Annotated in this window: 6 protein-coding genes; all 6 read right to left on the reverse strand. The window is 64.7% G+C overall.

What is annotated here, in order from left to right:
* Positions 1–18: 18 nt before the first annotated feature.
* Genes ACP150_RS01280 through ACP150_RS01305 form a run of 6 tightly spaced genes read right to left on the reverse strand, consistent with a single transcriptional unit; the run spans position 19 to position 18,488 of the window.
* Entirely contained in the window at positions 19–2,625 is a 2,607-nt protein-coding gene (locus ACP150_RS01280) for an NAD-dependent epimerase/dehydratase family protein (protein WP_424964726.1), read from the reverse strand.
* Between the two features lie 26 nt (positions 2,626–2,651).
* Positions 2,652–3,569: an alpha/beta fold hydrolase gene (locus tag ACP150_RS01285; protein ID WP_424964727.1), complete on the reverse strand. Its 918-nt coding sequence runs from the start codon at positions 3,567–3,569 to the stop codon at positions 2,652–2,654.
* 4 nt (positions 3,570–3,573) lie between these two features.
* Entirely contained in the window at positions 3,574–5,178 is a 1,605-nt protein-coding gene (locus ACP150_RS01290) for an alkaline phosphatase family protein (RefSeq protein ID WP_424964728.1), read from the reverse strand.
* A 13-nt stretch (positions 5,179–5,191) separates the two neighbouring features.
* Positions 5,192–5,482, reverse strand: a complete 291-nt coding sequence (locus ACP150_RS01295) for an acyl carrier protein (protein ID WP_424964729.1) — start codon at positions 5,480–5,482, stop codon at positions 5,192–5,194.
* 29 nt (positions 5,483–5,511) lie between these two features.
* Positions 5,512–10,452, reverse strand: a complete 4,941-nt coding sequence (locus ACP150_RS01300) for a beta-ketoacyl synthase N-terminal-like domain-containing protein (protein ID WP_424964730.1) — start codon at positions 10,450–10,452, stop codon at positions 5,512–5,514.
* Positions 10,449–18,488: an SDR family NAD(P)-dependent oxidoreductase gene (locus tag ACP150_RS01305; RefSeq protein ID WP_424964731.1), complete on the reverse strand. Its 8,040-nt coding sequence runs from the start codon at positions 18,486–18,488 to the stop codon at positions 10,449–10,451. The genes ACP150_RS01300 and ACP150_RS01305 overlap by 4 nt, the downstream gene beginning before the upstream one ends.
* Positions 18,489–18,547 lie beyond the last annotated feature (59 nt).

Consider the following 18,547-nt stretch of genomic DNA (forward strand, 5'->3'; position numbering starts at 1 on the left):
CCTTATCACTTCAAACAATCACTGCGCGCTGATGGCCGCGCCTCGGTCCTCGTTCGGCGCCGATTGCCCCGGCGCCGCCTCCTGATCTGTGCCGGTCCGCCCAGATGGGACGGGCCCGGTTTCCGCCAAGCGGGGCTTTTGCCCCGGGCGTGGCAGCTCGCCCTTGGATTGTGCCGCTTCAACGATAGCACGAAGTCCCTCGGCAAAGGGAACCGAAGGGTAGAACTTCAAATGTGTTTTTCCCTTTGAGATATCGTATTGCTGCACATACCGACGCCAGACGCGGGTCCGGTCCGGATCCATGTCGTCATTGGTCGCCCGCCCGATCGCGATCCGGGTCATGCGCCCGATATCACGATAGCTGACCACGTCCGGACCTGCGACCGTAAAGGTGTCATTCTTTGCATCCGCCTCGAAACAGGCCCGCAGGATCGCCTCGGCCGCATCCGAGACATGGACGAACTGGCGCGGAAACTTGCCCGCATCATCCTGCCCGAACTCAGGATCCGGGGCCTCGGCCCGGACCATCTGGTCGATCACCGGATCCCCGATCCCGTAGACCAGCGCGAGCCGCAGAATTGCATGCTCATACCCGAATTTCTTGCTGTAGAACCGGGTGAGATTTTCGCCCGCGATCTTGGTCATGCCGTAATCCGCCAGATCATTGCCCCCATCCACACGCAAGGGCGCGCTCTCATGGATCGGCCATTCCTTTTCGATGAACTGGCTCTGGTAGCAGGCCACCGAGCTGCAGAATACGAAGCGATCGCAAGTCTCTTCGGCATTCACCGCACGCAACAGTTCATGGGTCTGGGCCACATTGACCTGCCGCAGCGTTTCATAGGACCCCGATGACGGCTGCTGATCCGACATGTGCAGCACGATCCGCGCGCCCTTGACGAAGGCCTCGCGTGTGCCGGGCGTGTCTAGCCCGCCCACCATGACCTGCAGTCCCGGCTCAGCCTTGAGCTTGTCAGCCCGGTCCTCGGACACGAGCGCGCGCACCGAATAGCCCTTGGCCAGAAGCTTGGGCAAAACGTGCCGCCCGAGATAGCCATCCGCCCCGAGGATCGCCACATCGCAGCGCGCCTCCGGGGCTTCGGTGGCGACCGGCGCCGCGCGCTCAGGTGCGGAATAGGGCTCGATCCCCGCATCCCCGAGCAGGATCTCGGTCCCGCCATCGGGGTTTTCGACATATTGCCACCCGGAGGCGAAGCGCGCAGGGCTCTTGCCGCCAAACACATTCGCCGTGCCGACCGCGAGGCCATGGGGGGTCGAGACCATGGTGCGCCCCCCATAATTATAGGGGTTATTCAGACCGTTGATCGTCACCGGCTGCCAGTTGACGCCATCCTTGGTCCGCCACAACTCAAAGCCGCCGCCAACCTCGGCCAGCTGTTCGAAGCTCACGGCGTCCACCAAGCGCTTCGCCGTCGGCGACGGACGGTGGGCGTATTGCAGGAAGACCGACCAGTCAAAGGTCGTCACATAGAGCCAGCCATCATGAACGCACATGCGCCATGTGTAACCGGAAAAGATATTGTCAAAGCCCGGCGCGATCCCTGAGAGCGGGTATTTGAACCCGTCGGGCGTGTCCCGCGGCATGCCGATCAGCAGATCCCAACTGTCATCGGGCCAGATCCGGATAATCTCCCCCGCGCCCGGGCCCACCAGATTGGTGCGATCATAGCCCCCGTTCTGAATCGACGAACCCACATAGAGCGCGCCGTTGAACTCGACCATGCCCATGGCGATCTCCGAGAGCGGGCCGCGATAGGCCCCCTTCTCGATCACCCTGCGCCATTTCAGCGGGCCGTCGCCGCAGGGGGGCGTGGTCCAGACCTGATAGCCCTCGTAGTGGTTGAAGGTCCCGGCATAGAGCTGGTTATTCGCCTTCGACATCATGAAGATGCCGTTATTGGTCTTGTCGCCAAACCCCAGATCGCAGGCGACTTCCCAATTGCCCGGCTTGGGGTCATTCGACCGCTTCAATACCCCGGTCCGGTTCGAGTTGAACTGGATCCCCTCGCCCGCGGGCGGCGCGTAGAGATAGCCGTCGAAATCCACCAGCTCGCGGAAGGTCGAAATGTTGTCATTGCCGATGCCGGGCTCGCAGGCAGGCTCGAAATTCAACCCGTCCTCAGACCGCAGCACATGAGCGGCACAGCCCCGCAGCACCGTGGACATGGTCGAGACATAGAGGTTGGGCTTGCTATCGGATTTGCCCTGAAAGACGCGCATGCCACGATAGCCGAGATCGCGCGGCGCTTCCTCGCCGGTCTTGCCCTCGATCAGAGGGGACCGATAGGCCAGCTCCCAACTGTCGCCTTCCGGCGTCCAGCGCCAGATCTGCCCCTGCATGTCCAGATCGCGCACATTGGGCGGCACATCCACCGGCCAGGGATCCAGCGCGGGCGGATCGATCGGCGGGAAAAGGTTGAGCAACTTGAACGAGTTACGGGTCATCCCGCAATAGAGCCGCCCCTCGAAATACTCCATCCCGTGGACATAGGCATTGGCGGGATCGCCGATCCCGTTCTTGGCCAGACGCCGGAAATTGCCCGCGGTCAGCGCCGGGCCCGCATCCGGGTGGGGCTGACGTCCGCGGGGAACCTCATCGGTCACAGGTGCAGCAGCTTTCGTCGGCTTCGTCAAAATCTTGCTCGCTCGGTTTGTCTGCGGCGGAGGGGGCGGGCCGGAATCTCACCGGTATCGAGGGCGTGTAACAGGGCGTCGGGCTTCAACAAGGGAAAGAAATGACCGGCATTGGGCACTGTGACGGTGGTCGTGTCCGGCATCAAGCGCTCCAACCCGTCGCGTGTCTTGAGGTAGCGGGAGCGGGAGCCGTAGATCAGATCCACCGGGCGACGGACGAGGCGGATCTTCTCCTCTTCGAGGCCACGTTGATCATGCATTTCCTCATGGGCATTGGTCCGCGCCATCAATTCGCGCCAGCGCCGCATGGCCCGGGAGGGCCGTCGTTTCGCGCCCGTGCTGACCGGCATGGCAGACAAAACAGCCGCATCCCCGAACCCGCCGGGCTGGCCGTTCGCCCCATCGGCATCGGTCTCGAGAAGTTCCTCGAAGAACCCATGGGCGACGCGCGGGAGCTCGCCCTCGATCACGATACCACGGGCCAGCAAGCGCTTTTGCAACGCAGGCCAGGCACTGGTATCCGACAGCGGCGGCATGGCCTGCAAGGACGGCACCCAGGCATCCGCAAGGGTGAGGCGCCGGACCTTGGCGTCATCCAGCGTCGCAACCGCAAGTGCCACCGCGCCGCCGAAACTATGCCCGATCACATGGGCGTCCTGGATGCCCAGATGCTCCATCAAGGCGATGACGTCCCCCGCCAGATCCACCGTGCGATAGCCCTCGTCCGACATGGCCGAAAACCCATGTCCGCGCAGATCGAGCGCGGTCACACGGCAGGTCTCCGCGAGTTTCGGGGCCACGCGGAACCACCAAAACGCGATGTTGCAGAACAACCCATGGATCAGCACCACGTCAGGACCAGTCCCGACCTGCTGATAATGGATGGTCTGCCCGCGGAGGGACGCTCTGGGCATGGTCTTACAGATACCCCAGGGATTTCAGGCGTTCGCGGATCTGCTCCTCGGCATCTCCGGTCAGCGCGGCATCATCGGTGTCCCCGGCGGCGGCCTCATCGCCTTCGGTGTAGCGGATCGGGTTGTCCGATTTGTATCCTTCGGCAAAGGCCTGCACGGCAACCTTGCCCTCCATATCCGACGGCACTTCAACTCCGCAGGAATAGAGCGCGGTGGGCGCCACATCGGCGATGAAGAGCGGATCTATCCGCGCGCCGGCCGCGATGCCGGGGCCCGTGGCCACGAAAATCCCGTCCGGATGGTGGGTCGCATAGGGAACACGCCGATCCTTGATGGGTTGGTCCGCGCGCAGCACGGACAGGAAGCTGAAATCATGAAGCTGCAGGGTGAGGTCCGGGGCCCGGTCCGTCTGCGTGCCCGGGAAGGCATCCTCGCGCTTGAAGACCGACTTGATCACCGGCTTGCCCGTGTCGGGATCCTTGAAATCCAGCAATTGCGCGATCAGGTCATCGCGGAAAGCTTCATACTCCGCATCGGTCACCCCGGGATCGCCCGGGTTCGCCGCACGGCGGATGAAGATCGCATTGGAGGAAGAACTCAGAGAATAGGCCTTGGTGCTGGTCCAGTCGATCAGCGTGCTGGCCTCGGTATTCTCATCAAGGGCCACGCGGCCCTGATCATCCATGGGCGTCCCGTCATTCCAGGACAGAAGCCCGGCATGTTCGAGGAAGGTGTTGGCGTAGAAGATGCGCGAACCAGAGCGGGTAAATCCATGATCGGAAACAATAAATACCTGCGCTTGCGGTCCGGCCTTGTCGATGATCTGCACGATGTAGTCATCCACATTGCGGAAATACTGCAGGACAAGCTCCCGCGCGGCCACGGAGTCCGGCGTCATGTAATCGTCGCGGGTCGCCGGGTCGATGAGATGCCAGCACAGATGCTGGATCCGGTCGACGCCATCAAAGAGCACCGCCGTCAGTTCGGACGGCTCCTCCTCCATGAGCGTCAGGAGAATGTCCTGCCAGCGCTGCTCCCTAGTGATGTGGAATTCCACCCAATCGGTCAGCTGGTTCTCGGAGAGCCCCTGCACCGCCTTGCGCTCATGCTGCCAATCCGTGGACATCTCGGAGGCCTTGAAGACACCCTTGGCCTTCAGCATCTTGAAGGTCTCACGCGGATGGATCGCCCGGCCGAGATAGGACCAGGGCACATAACCCGGGATCACCACACCATCGATCGGCTTGGCCGGGAACATCACCGGATAGTTCAGCGTCGTCGCCCGCTTGCCCGCCGCACTGGCCAATTGCCAGATCGTCGGGACCTTCACATCGGCAGAGGTGGCGAGCGTATAGCTCGGCTTGGACCCTTCGCGGTCCACACGAATGAAGTCAAAGACCCCGTGATTGCCAGGCGACCGCCCGGTCATCAGCGTCGCCCAGGCGGGCGGCGTAAGCGGATGGATCGTCGAGGCGAGGATGCCACGCGCGCCCTCCTCCATGATCCGGCCGAGATTTGGCATGATCCCGTCCGCCACCAGATGGTCGAGCATATCGTAGGTCGCGCCGTCGAGACCGATGATGACGGTTTGAATGGTCGTCTCTGACATATCCAGTCCTTCCTCAGGCGTTCTGCCGGGCGCTCAGCTCGACGACAGATTTTAGGATATCGTCTACGGACATATCCTTAAGAAGTCGGTCCTCTTCCCGCATCTTTCGGAAGAGTTGGTCGCCCAGGCCATAATTCTGCTGCAGTTCGGAGATCAGGTACACGAGGCTGATCGATTCCACGCCGAGGTCGAGCACTTTGCTCTCCGGCGTGAGCTCGATCTCATCCTCGCCCAGATCATCCGCAAGATCTTCGAAAATCTCCTGCATCACCTTGTAGGCGTCTTCATATGTTACGGCAGCCATGTCCTATTTCCTCTGCGCTTGTGCGGTCATCAGTCATGCGGTCTGAGCACGACGGCGGCGATGAGATCAGGGGCAATCTCGGCAAGTCCAGTCACCGCAATATTCAGGTTTAGAGACCGGTCGCGAACGACAGCCGGGCGGTCGCCCTGTGCATCGCTCTGGACCTCGAATCGATCAAGGGCTTGGGCGAGACCAACCCCAAAGCTTTTCCCGACTGCTTCCTTTGCGCACCAGAGACGGGTGCTCATGCGCGCTTGCGCGGCGGGATCGGTCTGCGCCGCGATCATCGCGCGCTCGGGTGCGGTGAAGGCGGTGTCGAGAAAGGCCGGCGTCCGGGGCGCGACCCGCTCCAGATCGACGCCAACCCCGGCATAGCGCGCCGGATCCGCCGCCACCGCGATGGCCTGCGCGCCCTTATGGGCAATGGAAATCAGCGGCGCACGGCCCCAGGCCTCGGGGAAAGTCGGGTCAATCACTGGCCCATCATCCTCGCCCGGCACCACAAGAGGCAGATCCGCAGGCGCAATCGCCAGCCCGAGGCAGGCGCGCGCCGCATCCTTGGCAGCCGCCCGCCCGCGCAGCCATTCCCAGCGGCGCTTGTCCGTGGCCTTGGCCATGGCGGCAAACTCCGCCCGTTCCGGCGCAGAGAGGATCAACCCGGCCAGCACCTTGGCCCAGATCCCGCCCGAGCCATCCAACAGGTCGTCGGAAATGTCATCGCAGGCCATGAGGGCCACGCCCTCTGGCAGGGCCGCGCCGCCGGGCAGCGCCATGGGGCGCGAAAGCGGGTTCTGCGCCGGAGCCAGACGCGCCTGAAAGAACCGCTCCGGCAGCTCGAACCGCTTGTCCCACCACCCTTCGATCCGGCATTGCAGCCGATTATCGGCCGTGACCACATCGATATAGGCGCGCATCTCGTCGCCCCCGACCAGCGCGATCTGCGCGCGGCAGCGGGCCCGCTCCCCGGGGGCGAGACGAGGCCGGAACACGTCCAGACGCTCCACCCGGAAGGGGAAAATGTGAAACGCCTCGGGCAGCATCTCGGCAGACCAGACGCCCACCAGCTGACCCACCGCGTCCAAGGTGATCGCGTCGGTTTCAAAACCGGGATTGGGGATCCCCGCATAAAGATCGTCATGGGGCAACCCGACCAGCGTGCCCTCGACACCCTCGGAGCCGACCACATCCATGGTCTCCACGGCCCAGAGCCGGGGACCATGGAACATGATCCGCTCATAGACATCCGACTGCGACCAGATCACATCGCGCGGCGCGCCATAACTCAGAGCCTCCGCCGCGGGCGATGGCGCATAAGACGGCGCGAGACGCACATCCGCCTCGATCAGGATCGGACGCAGAGCCGGACCATCGGCGGCCCGGATCCGCACACGGACAAGGGTCTCTGCCCCCTCCTCGCGCAGCTCGGCCTGCGCCTCGACCACGAGGGGCGGCGTGTCCAGCGCGAACCAGCGTGATGCCCGAACCTCCGTCATCCCGACCACGGTAAGCGACGGGCGGAGCGCGGCGGCCGCCTCGGCCAAAGCCTCCATCGAGAAGGTCAGCGGCACGACCGGCAGGCCCGTCAAACCCGCATCCCGCTGGGACAGGCCCCGCCCGAAGCTGTGATCGTTCAGATAGGGCGCCGAGGCCGGGTCGATCTCGATCCGCGCGGTCAGGCTGCGCCCGTCCAACGCAGGTGTTACCGAGGCCAACATCGGGAACCGCTGTGGCGCAGCCTCTGCTGAGACAGGGACCGCGGTCGCCGGGTCCGTGATCGGCGCCGGGATCCCACCGCCGAGATAGGCGGACATGATGTCCGTTTCCGAGGAGAGGAAGGTCTCAAGCGTATTGAAATAGGCGTCAACCACCGCAGCCGCCTCGGTCGGGGCCTGCGTGGCGGGCTGTATCGTGGGGGCACTGGCCGCGACAGGCGATGCACCGCGCGGGGTGGTTTCGGACACCCGCCCTTGCAGCAGCGCGGGCGCCTGCGGGGAATTGGCCACGCCGGATGGTTGCCCCGGGTTGGTCTTCTCTTCGGAGCCTGTGGCAACCGGACCGGGTTCCAACGTCGGAGCCGCGCCTTGCGACGTGTCTTTCGGTGTCTGCGCCGCCCGCTTGGGGGGCGCGGCAACATCCATGGGTTGCACACCCATCTTGAGGACCTGCGGACGGCTCGGACCGTCATAGGCCACCGCCCCCGCCATGGGCGCGGCCAGCGCGCCAAGATCCATCGGCACGGCTTCGACCGCAAGCTGCGCGGCGAGATGATGCAACTGGTCCAGCCCCTTGACCGAGGGCGTATCCACCGCAACGGCCAGATGGTCCTGCCCGCGCAGAATGTCGTTCACAAAAGCAGAGAGGTTGTTGCGCGGCCCGCATTCCACAAAGATCCGCGCCCCATCCGCATACATCTTCCGGACCGTTTCGACAAAGCGCACCCGGCCCGACCACTGCTCCGCCGTCAGGGCCCGGATGGCCTGCGGATCATCCGGGAAGATCCCGGTGCTGAGGCAGGAATAGACCGGACGCTCGGGTGGCGCGATCTCCATTCCTTCGAGGAAAGACAGAAGACGCGCGCTGAACGGGGCAAAAGCCGGGCTGTGATAGGCACGGGCGAAGGGCAGCAGCTCTTCAAATCCCCCCAGGGCGGGCGCAAGGCTCAGGGCGTAATCGCGCCCGGCCTCAGTGAACGCCGCCACCACCTTTTGATTGGGGCAGTTATCCATGGCCAGATAGACGTCATCGCGCCCGGCCAGCTTGTCTTCGAGCGCGGCACCATCCACCGCCCCCAAGGCAACCAAGGCGCCCTCGGCAATCAGTCCCTCGGACGACAAAGTCTCGTAGTGATCGTTGAGCGCGCGCATCTCCTGCTGCAGCTGGGCCATGTCGGAGCGGCGCGTGACACCCCCCGCATAGAGCGCGGAATACTCGCCGGTGGAATGGCCCACCAGCATATCGGCACTCAACCCGATACCGTCATAAAGCGCGGCCACGGCCTGGTTCGCCGCAAAGATCGCCTCGGGCCCGATATCCATGCGCCAAAGCGCGCCGCCCTCTTCGGCGGTCTCGGGGGGCGGGAAAATCACCTGGCTCGGCAGAAGGTTCCGGCTGTGCCCGGCAAAGGCCCCATCCACCAGGTCGAACCAGTGCCGCATCTCGGGCCTGTGCAGCATAAGCTCGCGCAGCATGCCGATATGCTGGCTCCCCTCGCCCGGGAACATGAACGCCACCTTGCCCTCGGCCGCCAGAGGTTTGGCGTTGAGATAGGCCCCCTTGCGGTCCTTGAGCCGGTCCTTGCCCTTAGCGATCCGCGACAGGATCTTGTCGATCTTGGCCATGGCGTCGGTCGCGTCCCGGGCCACGATGGCCGCGCGCCAGGGTCCGGTATCCGGCACGGCGTTCGCGGTGCGCGCCACCTCAGCCAGGTCCGGCTGCGCGCCGATGGCGGCATGGATCTCGTTCAGGCGCGCGGACAGGCTTTGCGCATCGGGGGCGGAGGCCACCAAAAGTTCGCTGCTGCGTGTCAGGTTCGGTTGGGGCTGTGGCGCTCCGGTATATTCCTCGAGCACCACATGGGCGTTGATCCCGCCAAAGCCGAACGCGTTGACGCCCGCGCGGCGCGGGGTGTCTGCCCCGTGGATCCACGGGCGCGTCTCGGTATTGAGGTAGAAGGGCGAGCCCTCGATGCCGAGTTTCGGATTGGCCTCGTCCAGAAGCGTCGGAGGCAAGGTCTTGTGATACAGCGCCATGGCCGACTTGATCAGCCCTGCCGAGCCGGACGCCGGGAGGCAGTGTCCGATCATCGATTTGACCGAGCCGAGCGCGCAAGACGGCGCCTCGCCCTGTCTTGGGCCCATCAGACCGGTCAACGCCTCGACCTCGGTCGCGTCGCCGAGGGCCGTCGCCGTGCCATGCGCCTCGATCAGCCCCACGGTCTCGGGCGCGATCCCGGCATCCTCATAGGCCCGCTCCAGCGCAAGCGTCTCCCCCTCGATCCGCGGGGCCAGAATGCCAAGACCCTTGCCGTCGCTGGCCACGCCCACCCCACGCACCAGCGCATAGATGCGATCGCCCGCAGCCTCCGCATCCGAGAGCCGCTTGATGCACATCAGGCCGACACCCTCAGCCAGCAGAGTACCATCGGCATTGGCCGAGAAGGGCCTGATCGCGCCTTTGCGCGAGAGCGCTTCGAGTTGGCAGAAAATCTGATAGATCGGCGCCGGGGTGGAGGCGTGCACGCCGCCGACGACGGCCATGTCGCAGCGCCCCGCCCGCAGATCGGCCACGCCGCGATCCATGGCGATCAGGGAGGACGCGCAGGCCGCATCCACGATGTAGTTCGCACCCTTGAAGTCGAGACGGTTGGATATCCGACCCGTGACCAGGTTCGGGACGAGTGCCGGCGCCATCTCGGCATTGAAGGGCGGCAAGGAAGCCTTGAGCTGCGCTTTGACATCGGCTAGCTCGTCTTCGGATGTGTCCGGGTGCAGTTTCTTCAGGATTGATAGAAACCTGTCCACCATGATCCCGTGCTGCACAACGCTGGTGAACCCGCGATTGATATAGGTGCCCCGCCCGAGGATGACGGCGACCCTGTCGCCCGGCACGGGCCGGGTGTCGAACCCGGCGTCCTGAACGGCCTCGGCTGCCACCTGCAGGGCGAGAAACTGGTCCGGTTCGCCACCATCGATGGAGGTCGGCATCACGCCATGGCGCAAGGGGTCGAACACGGCCAAATCCCGCAGGAACCCACCACGATTGGTATAGATCCGATCGTTTGCCTTGCTATCCGGATCGAGAAACAGATCGCCACACCAGTCATCCGGCGCGTCTGCGACGGCGTCTACCTTGTCGGTAATATTACGCCAGAACGTAGAGGTATCGGGCGCCTCCGGGTAAATTGAGGCCATCCCGACAATCGCAATCGGTTCGTTCTCCGGCAGGCGCGATGGCCCACCACGTGATGTCATTCAGCGGCCTCTCTTGTACCACCCGCACCATAAGCCGCGGCATAGGATTCTGCATCGTCCTCCCAGGGGCCCCTTCCCCAAACAACTTCCGATGCAGCGTCATCGCCACGTGTGATCTCGAACTCGAGCGCACGCACCCCGAGATAGGGATCGATCGGCTCGATCTTCATCGCGTCGAACTGGGCCTTGATCTCGGGCGAGACCATCCCGCCACTGTCCCACGGCCCCCAGCTGATCGCCGTCACCCGCCCGGCCCATTGGGCGTCAAGCACCCGGGCCAGCTTTGAGACTGTCTCGTTCGCAGCCCCATAATCACCTTGCCCCCGATTGCCGAAACGTCCGGCGACCGAGGTGAAGAACACGAGGAACTTCAGGCTATCCGGGCGCAGTGCACGGCTGAGCGCAAAGGCGCTCTCGGTCTTGGTGCGCGTCACGTTGTCGAAGCTATCCACCGTCTTGTCGAGAACCAGTTTGTCCTCGATCACGCCGGCGCCATGGATCACGCCATCGATCCGACCGAACCGGTCATAGATCCCCGACACCATGGTCTCAAGCGCATCCTGATCGCGCACATCGCAGGCCATGTATTCAGCCGTCGCGCCCGCCGCTTCGATGCTGGCCACGGCCGCGCGGATATCCCGCGCCTTGAGCACGGCGTTGAAGGCCGCTTCGATGGAGGCTGGCGTTACCGCACCGCCCGATGCCTTGGTCTGGGCAATCAGCGCCGCCTTCAGGGCACGCGGATCGTTGATCCCCGCTGTCGCAGCCGGTTCATCCCCGCTGGGCGGCTGCGTCGATCCGGCCAGGATGAAATGCGGCTTGTGCAACTCGGCCAGATGACGCGCGATCTTTGCAGTGATCCCCCGCGCGCCGCCAGTGACCAAGACAATTGCGCCCGGGTCGATCGTTTGCACGATCGCAGAGTCCGCACCCAGGGGTGCCGGTTCGGCGAACAACCCATGGCGCGCACCATCGAGCCAACCGATCTCAACCTCGGGTCCGGGTCGGCCGGCCTCTGCAATAATCTCTGCCGCCCGCATATCCACCGGCGCGGAAGGAGCAAAATCGACGGCGCGACAATGGGGTGTCGTCCATTCCTTGGCCACGGTCTTCAAAAGGCCGGGCGCGCCGCCCGCCGACGGATCCGCCGGGACAGCGCCATCAAATCCGAAGGCGCCGCCCATGGCCGTGGCACACAGGACAATGCCGTCTTCACGAATGCTCAGCCCCTCGCCCAAGGCATTGAGAAGGGTGTAGAATGCGCGTGTCGCGGTATCGACCGATGCGCGCCACTCGGCGCGCGACATGTCCATGAAGGCGGCGCTTTTCGCCAATGGCGCCAGATGCAAGAGCCCGGCCACGGCCCCGTCCATCTCGATCACTGCCGAGCGCAAAGCCGCATCATCCCCGAAATTCAGCGTGCTCGGCTTCAGCAGACGCACACTGCCCCCTTGGGCCTCGATATGGCGGGCCACCGTGTCGGCGACGCCGGTTTCGTCATCTGTGATCACATAGGTCGCGCCACTCACCACCCAAGTCTTGGGCTGTGGCGCCGGGATGGGACGGGCCGCCATGATGAAGCGCGGCCGCCATGTATCGGGATCCACCGACGGGCGCGCGTCTGCCGCCGCCGAGACCGGAGCCTCAGGCTGCCCCCCGGGCTGGAACTCTGCCACGACCGCCATGAATTGAGCGACGATGCCACGGACGGTGCGCTCACGTGAAACGGGCCCCATCTTTTCCCGGGCCGCCTCGCCCGCATCGGGGAGGAGATCAGCGCGCAAAGCTCCGAGAATTTCCACGCGCTTGATGGAATCCACGCCAAGATCCGCCTCGAGATTGAGATCCAGATCGAGCATTTCGGTCGGATAGCCCGTGCGGTCCGAGATCAGGTTCAGAAGAGCGGTCGTCACAGCCTCGGGCGACAAAACAGGCGCTGCGGCATCGGTTGGGCCAAGGTCGGGCGCAGCGCTTGCAGCCTCGGGTGCAGGGCCAAACTCGGACGCCACATCCATGAATTTGGACACGATGCCCCGTACGGTCCGCTCACGGGAAACCGGGCCCATCTTTTCGCGCGCAGCATCCCCGGCATCCGGGAGCAATTCTCCGCGCAAGGCACCAAGGATCTCAACACGTTTGATGGAATCAACGCCAAGATCCGCCTCGAGGTTGAGGTCCAGATCGAGCATCTCCGTCGGATAGCCAGTCCGATCCGCAATCAGATCGAGCAGGGCGACCGTGACGGCGTCCTCGGTCAGGGCAGGCCCCGCAGCCGGTGCGGCGAGGGACGCCGCAACCGGAACCAGCATGGGCGCGGATCCGGCAAACTCGGCTACCACATCCATGAATTTCGCCACGATGCCGCGGACGGTCCGCTCCCGCGAGACCGGGCCCATTCGTTCGCGGGCTGCGTCGCCCGCATCGGGCATCAGTTCGGTCCGCAGCGCGCCGAGGATCTCGACCCGTTTGATGGAATCGACCCCCAGATCGGCCTCGAGATTGAGATCCAGGTCGAGCATCTCGATCGGATATCCAGTGCGGTCTGAAATCAGCGCCAATAGCGCCTCGCGCGCCAGATCTTCGGTGATCGCAGTCCCGGGCTGCGGCGCAGGCTCGGACGCAACCACGGGCATCGGCGGCGGCGCCACGGGCGCAGGTGTCGGTCCGGGGCTAGCGAGTTCCGGGGCTGGCATAACAGCGGATGGCGCAACAGGTGCCGCAACCGGGGTCAGCGCGGCAGCGGGTGCGACCGGAACCGGGTGCGGCATAGCGGCGGGCACCGGCCTCGTGCCTTGCGCATCCATCCCGCCGGAATTCAGCCAATGCATCATGATGGCCCGGTTATTGTCGAGAAACTGCGCCATCAGTTCCTGGTGGCGTCGCATTACCGTCTCACTCATGTCGTTTCTCGCTGAAGCAGGCACTTGAGGCGCGGGGACCGTATTACCGCCCTGTGTAGCAGATTCGGGCGGCGTCGCCGTGAGGTGAACCGGCGCAGCCGCTGCGGGTGCCGCCGCTGCTGGTTCGGATACGGGAGGCACCGGGGTCGCAGGAGCCGAGACCACCGTCTCGGGCGCTGGGTCCTCTTCGATCCGCGCGGCAAACCCGCGCCGCGGTGGCTCACCATCGATGGGCCGCGCATTGGCGGCGTCCAGCTTCCAGAGCATCGCGCGCTGAGGATGCGGTGGAACCGAGAGGTTCCAGGTCTTTACATCGAGGCTACGGGTTTCGCGACCGGTCCAGAGCCCGGCAAGTCTCAAGGGCAGACCGGCCGTTGCGGCCCCGGCCAAAAGGCACAACAACTGCTGGATGCCCGAGCGACCCTTCATATCCGCGGTGAGCGCCAGATGGGGCTTTCCATCGAGGATACGGTTCGTGAGCCGTGACAGGACAGCCCCGGGTCCGATCTCGAAAAAGAGGCGTGCGCCCGCATCATGCATCGCTTCGACGCTGCCGGCGAAATTGACCGGATCCACCAGATGCTCGGTCAATTGCGCGCGCACCTTCTCAGGCGCGGTTGCATAGGGGGCCGCGGTGGCATTGGCGAAGACCGCCGTCTCCGGCGCAGAAATCTGTGCCTCGGACAAAGCCGTGGCGAGCAGGTCTCGCGCCGGGGCCACGCAATCGGAATGGAAGCCACAGGCCACGGGCAAGAGCTTCGCGCTCAGCCCCGCATCGCTCAGTCGCTGCTGTGCCGCATGCACGGCCTGGGTCGGGCCGGCAATCACGGTTTGATCCGGAGCATTCATATTGGCCAGTGTGATCGCCTCGAGATCGCCTAGCGCGGCGCGCACGGCCTCGGGCCCCGCATTCACCGCGGCCATGGTCCCGAGATCGTCACCGCCCGCCTTGACGATGGCGTCACCGCGCGCGTGCGCGAGGCGCATCAGCGTGTCCGCGTCAAAGCTCTGCGCGGCGTGGAGCGCGGTGTACTCGCCGAAACTGTGCCCGGCCATTTGAGTGGCTTCGAGACCAAAGCTGCGCACGAGTTTCAGCACCGCCTGGGACACGGCACCGATGGCAGGCTGGGCCACGAAGGTCTGTTTGAGCGCTTCGATCTGAGCGTCATGTTCCGCCGGGTCCAGCGTCGGACGCGGATAGATGTAGTCCGACAGCGGTTGCGCCAGCCGACCCTGCAGACTGCGCGTGGCAGCCTCGAGATCTTCGCGCATCTGCGGGAAGGTCATGGCCAGATCTGCGGCCATGCCGGGGTATTGCGACCCCTGCCCCGGGAAGAGGAAAGCAACTTCCCCCGTCTTTAGCGGAGCGTCCGCCGAGAAGAATGCGCCTTGGGGATCGATGGAACGCAGATCGGTCTGATCCCCGCGCAGCCCTTCCGCAGCACGCGAGATGCGCGCGCTGGCATCGTCAAGCGACGCGGCAACGATGGCGAAACGTGCCTTGGCGGTTGGGTCGAACACCGCGGCCAAACTGGCGGCCACATCCGCCGGCCGGATCTCGCGCGAGGCCTGGGCCAAAGCTGCAGAGGCGCGCTTGAGACTGTCCGCCAGATCAGTTTGTGATGCCGCCGAGAACAGGAACAGCTCATGCGACCAGTTCTTGCGGAACGGCTCCTGATGCTTGGGCAGGTAACCGCCCGTGTACTCCTCGAGAACCACGTGGAAATTCGTGCCCCCAAAGCCAAAGGCACTGACGCCCGCGCGCCGTGGCGTCGGAGCCGTGTTCAACCAAGGACGCGTCTCGGTCATCACGTAGAAGGGACTGTTGGGGAAGTCCGCAGACGGGTTGGGCTCCGTCACATTGAGGGTCGGTGGCAAGACACGGTGATGGAGAGCCATCGCCATCTTGATCATGCCCGCGCAACCCGCCGCGGCCTTGGTATGGCCGATCATCGACTTGACCGAACCAACCCCGCAGAACTGGGTCTCTGGCCGCGACTCCGCGAATACCTTGGAGAGGCTCTGGATTTCCGTGCGGTCCCCGACAACCGTCCCGGTGCCATGCGCCTCCACCGCGCCGACCGTTCCCGGGGAAACCCCGGCATGGTCATAGGCCCGGCGCAGCGCCTCCTGCTGGCCCTCGGCGCGCGGCGCGGTCAGCGACAGGTCCTTGCCGTCAGACGACCCCGCAACCCCGCGCATGACCGCGTAAATCCGGTCTCCGGAGGCCTCTGCCTCCTCCAGACGGCGCAGCACCATCATGGCGAGCCCTTCGGAGATCGCGATCCCGTCGGCGCTGGCGTCGAAAGTGCGGCACTTGCCGCGTGGCGACAGGGCCCGCGTCTTGGAAAAGGCCACGAAATCAAACGGGTTCTGGAAGCTGTCGACGCCGCCGACAATCACCATGTCCGAGGTTTCATTCTCGAGCTCGCGCGAGGCCATCATTACCGCAGCCAGAGATGAGCCACAGGCGGCATCGACCGTGAAATTCACACCGCCCAGATCAAACCGGTTGGCCACCCGGCCCGCGATGACGTTCAGAAGGATCCCGGGGAAGCTGTCCTCAGTCCAGTTGGGCAGACGTGCATCGGCGGTTTCGGTCATGTGACCGTTGATCGCCGGCATGGAGGACCGCACCGCATAGCGCTGGCCCAGGGGCCCGGCCCCACCGCCGACCCCGATAATCACCGATGTCTTGCGCCGCAGCTCGGGGTCGTCGATCACCCCATCCTTGTACCCGGCATTCTCCAGCGCCTGACGCACCGTTTCCAACGCGAGCAGCTGCAAGGGTTCGATGCTCGGCATGGTTTTCGGCGGAATGCCGTACTTGACCGGGTTGAAGTCGATCTCGTCGATGAACCCACCCCATTTGGAGTAGATCTTGTCCGGCGCGTCGCGGTCCTCGTCGAAATACCGCCGCCAGTCCCAGCGGCGCTCGGGCACCTCTTCAATGGCGTCGACCGCGTCAAGAATATTTTCCCAATAGCTGGCGAAATCCCGCGCTTTCGGCAGGATCGTCCCGACGCCTGTGATGGCGATCCGCGCGCCTGGTCCTTCGGGCATGGGGCGGACATCCGGCTCGGGCTCGGCCGGCATCGCCTGCGCCAGAACATCAGCCGCCCCTTCACAGATCCCTGCGTGAAGCTCGGCAATGCTCATCGGCTCGGAATGCAGGCTGGCCGCCTGCCCGATCATGTAGACGCCGAGCTGCTCCTGCGCTGCCGGATCGACCGACATGAATTTCTCGGCACCGTCAACCTTGCCGAAGTCCGGGTTGCGGTCGATCCCCTTGGAGGCGATCCGCGAGCGCCCGACATTGAATTTCTCCAGCCTGTCCTTGATCTCATCCGGATCGACGCAGGCCGCCCGGAGGCGCGCCTTCTCGGAAAAGAACTCATCGACGATCGGGCTCTTGACCACCCGGGTCGCATGGCCGGGCGCGGATTCCAGCAACATCGTCTTGGCAGAGGTCAGAGCAAGCTCCTGGTACTTCTCCAGCACCGCTCCGGTCTCGACGGCCTCATGGGTCAGGATGTAGCCGGTGCCGACGACAACGCCGATCTTGGCCCCGCGCGCCGCGAGCCCCGCCGAAAGCGCGGACACCATGGCGCCGGATTGTGCATCATGGACCCCCCCGGCAAAGAGCAACTCGCAATCGATCTCGGCACCATCGGGATAGGCCGCCTCGATCGCGTCAATCGCCTGCTGCCAGAGCACGGCGCTGGACCGTGGCCCCACATGCCCGCCGCATTCGCGCCCCTCGAAGATGAAGCGACGCGCGCCGCTGTCGAGGAACAAGGCCAGAAGCCCCGGCGAGGGCACATGGAGATAAGTTGGAATGCCCTCGGCCTCGAGCGCCAGAGCCTGATCCGGACGCCCGCCGGCGATCAGGGCGAAATCCGGTTTGTGCTGGGTAATGACCGCCGTCTGCTCGGCGCGCAGCGCATCGTCGACAAAGCCGAGGATCCCGACCCCAAGGGGCTTGTTGCCGATCTGAGCCTTGGTCTCGGCCAGAAGCGTCGCGCATTCTGCCTCGCGCATCAGGGCGAAGGCCAGGAAGGGCAAGGCACCCCCGTCGGCCACGGCCACCGCGAAGCCGGACACATCGCTGACCCGGGTCATAGGCCCCTGGATGATCGGGTATTGCGTGCCGGTCGTTGCTGTCAACGCGCTGCCGGGGGCGAGCGGCGCAAGGGTTTTGGCCTGGGCCACCAGGTCGACAGCCGCCGCGGCGATCCCATCAAGCGCAGATTTCAGGGTTCCGAAACGCGCCTTCAAGCCTTGGGCGAACGCTGCATCCTGACCGACCAGCCAAAGGGCATCCTCGGCGGGCTTCGAGAGGATCGCTGCGCGCACGGCCGCGCGGAAAGCTTGCGGGTCACTATTGGGGATATCGAGCGCATCGAGTTTCCGCGCGGCCGCATGATCGGCGCGCCAGAACACGCGGTGACCGGCCCCGAAATCGTGACCGAGACAGTTTGTTTCGCTGCCATCCATGCGGAGCACGCTGCGCGCCAGCGGCTCCGGAGCCTGCGCCTCCTCAAACCCGAGCAAGGGCCAGTCGAGCACCACCCCGGCAGCCCCCGCAACCTTCAGCGCCGCCGCCGTATTGGTGGCCACACCGCCCAAGGCATAGACTGGCAAAGTGGTTTGCTTGGTCAGGCGCTGCACCAACAGGAAGGTCGTATCATCGCCAACCCGTCCGCCTGCCTCATGCCCTTTCGCAACGAGGCCATCAATTGCGACCTCCTCAAGCGTGGGCAACAAATGATCGTCGAGCACCTCGACGAGACAGCGCGCGTCTGGCGCAACCTTGCGCAGCGCGGCAACCGACTGTGCCAGGGTATCCCCCCCCTCCGGCACGATCACGAACAGTGTCGCCTCGGCGAGCGCGTCACCGTGCCGCGCCATAAGGGCCGAGATATCGGCTGCCGACGCTTTCACCCCCCAAAGGCCCCGCGCCATTTCCGAGAGCATCTGCACCGCGCGCCCGGTCTCCACTGAGGCCGGATCCGCGTATTCCAGATCGAGAAGTCCCCCATGCCCGGATCGGCTGGCCGAAATCGCGATCGCAGGATTGATCACGTTCGGCACGGAAGATGCCAACACCAGAAAGTCACTCGAATACAGTGGCATAGGTTGCGCTCCCAAAAGCACTTTTTCAAACCGGCGCCCGAAGGCGGCACGCATAGAGG

Origin of the sequence: Dinoroseobacter sp. S375 (assembly GCF_049800775.1) — a bacterium.
In the GTDB taxonomy this organism is placed as follows: domain Bacteria; phylum Pseudomonadota; class Alphaproteobacteria; order Rhodobacterales; family Rhodobacteraceae; genus Dinoroseobacter.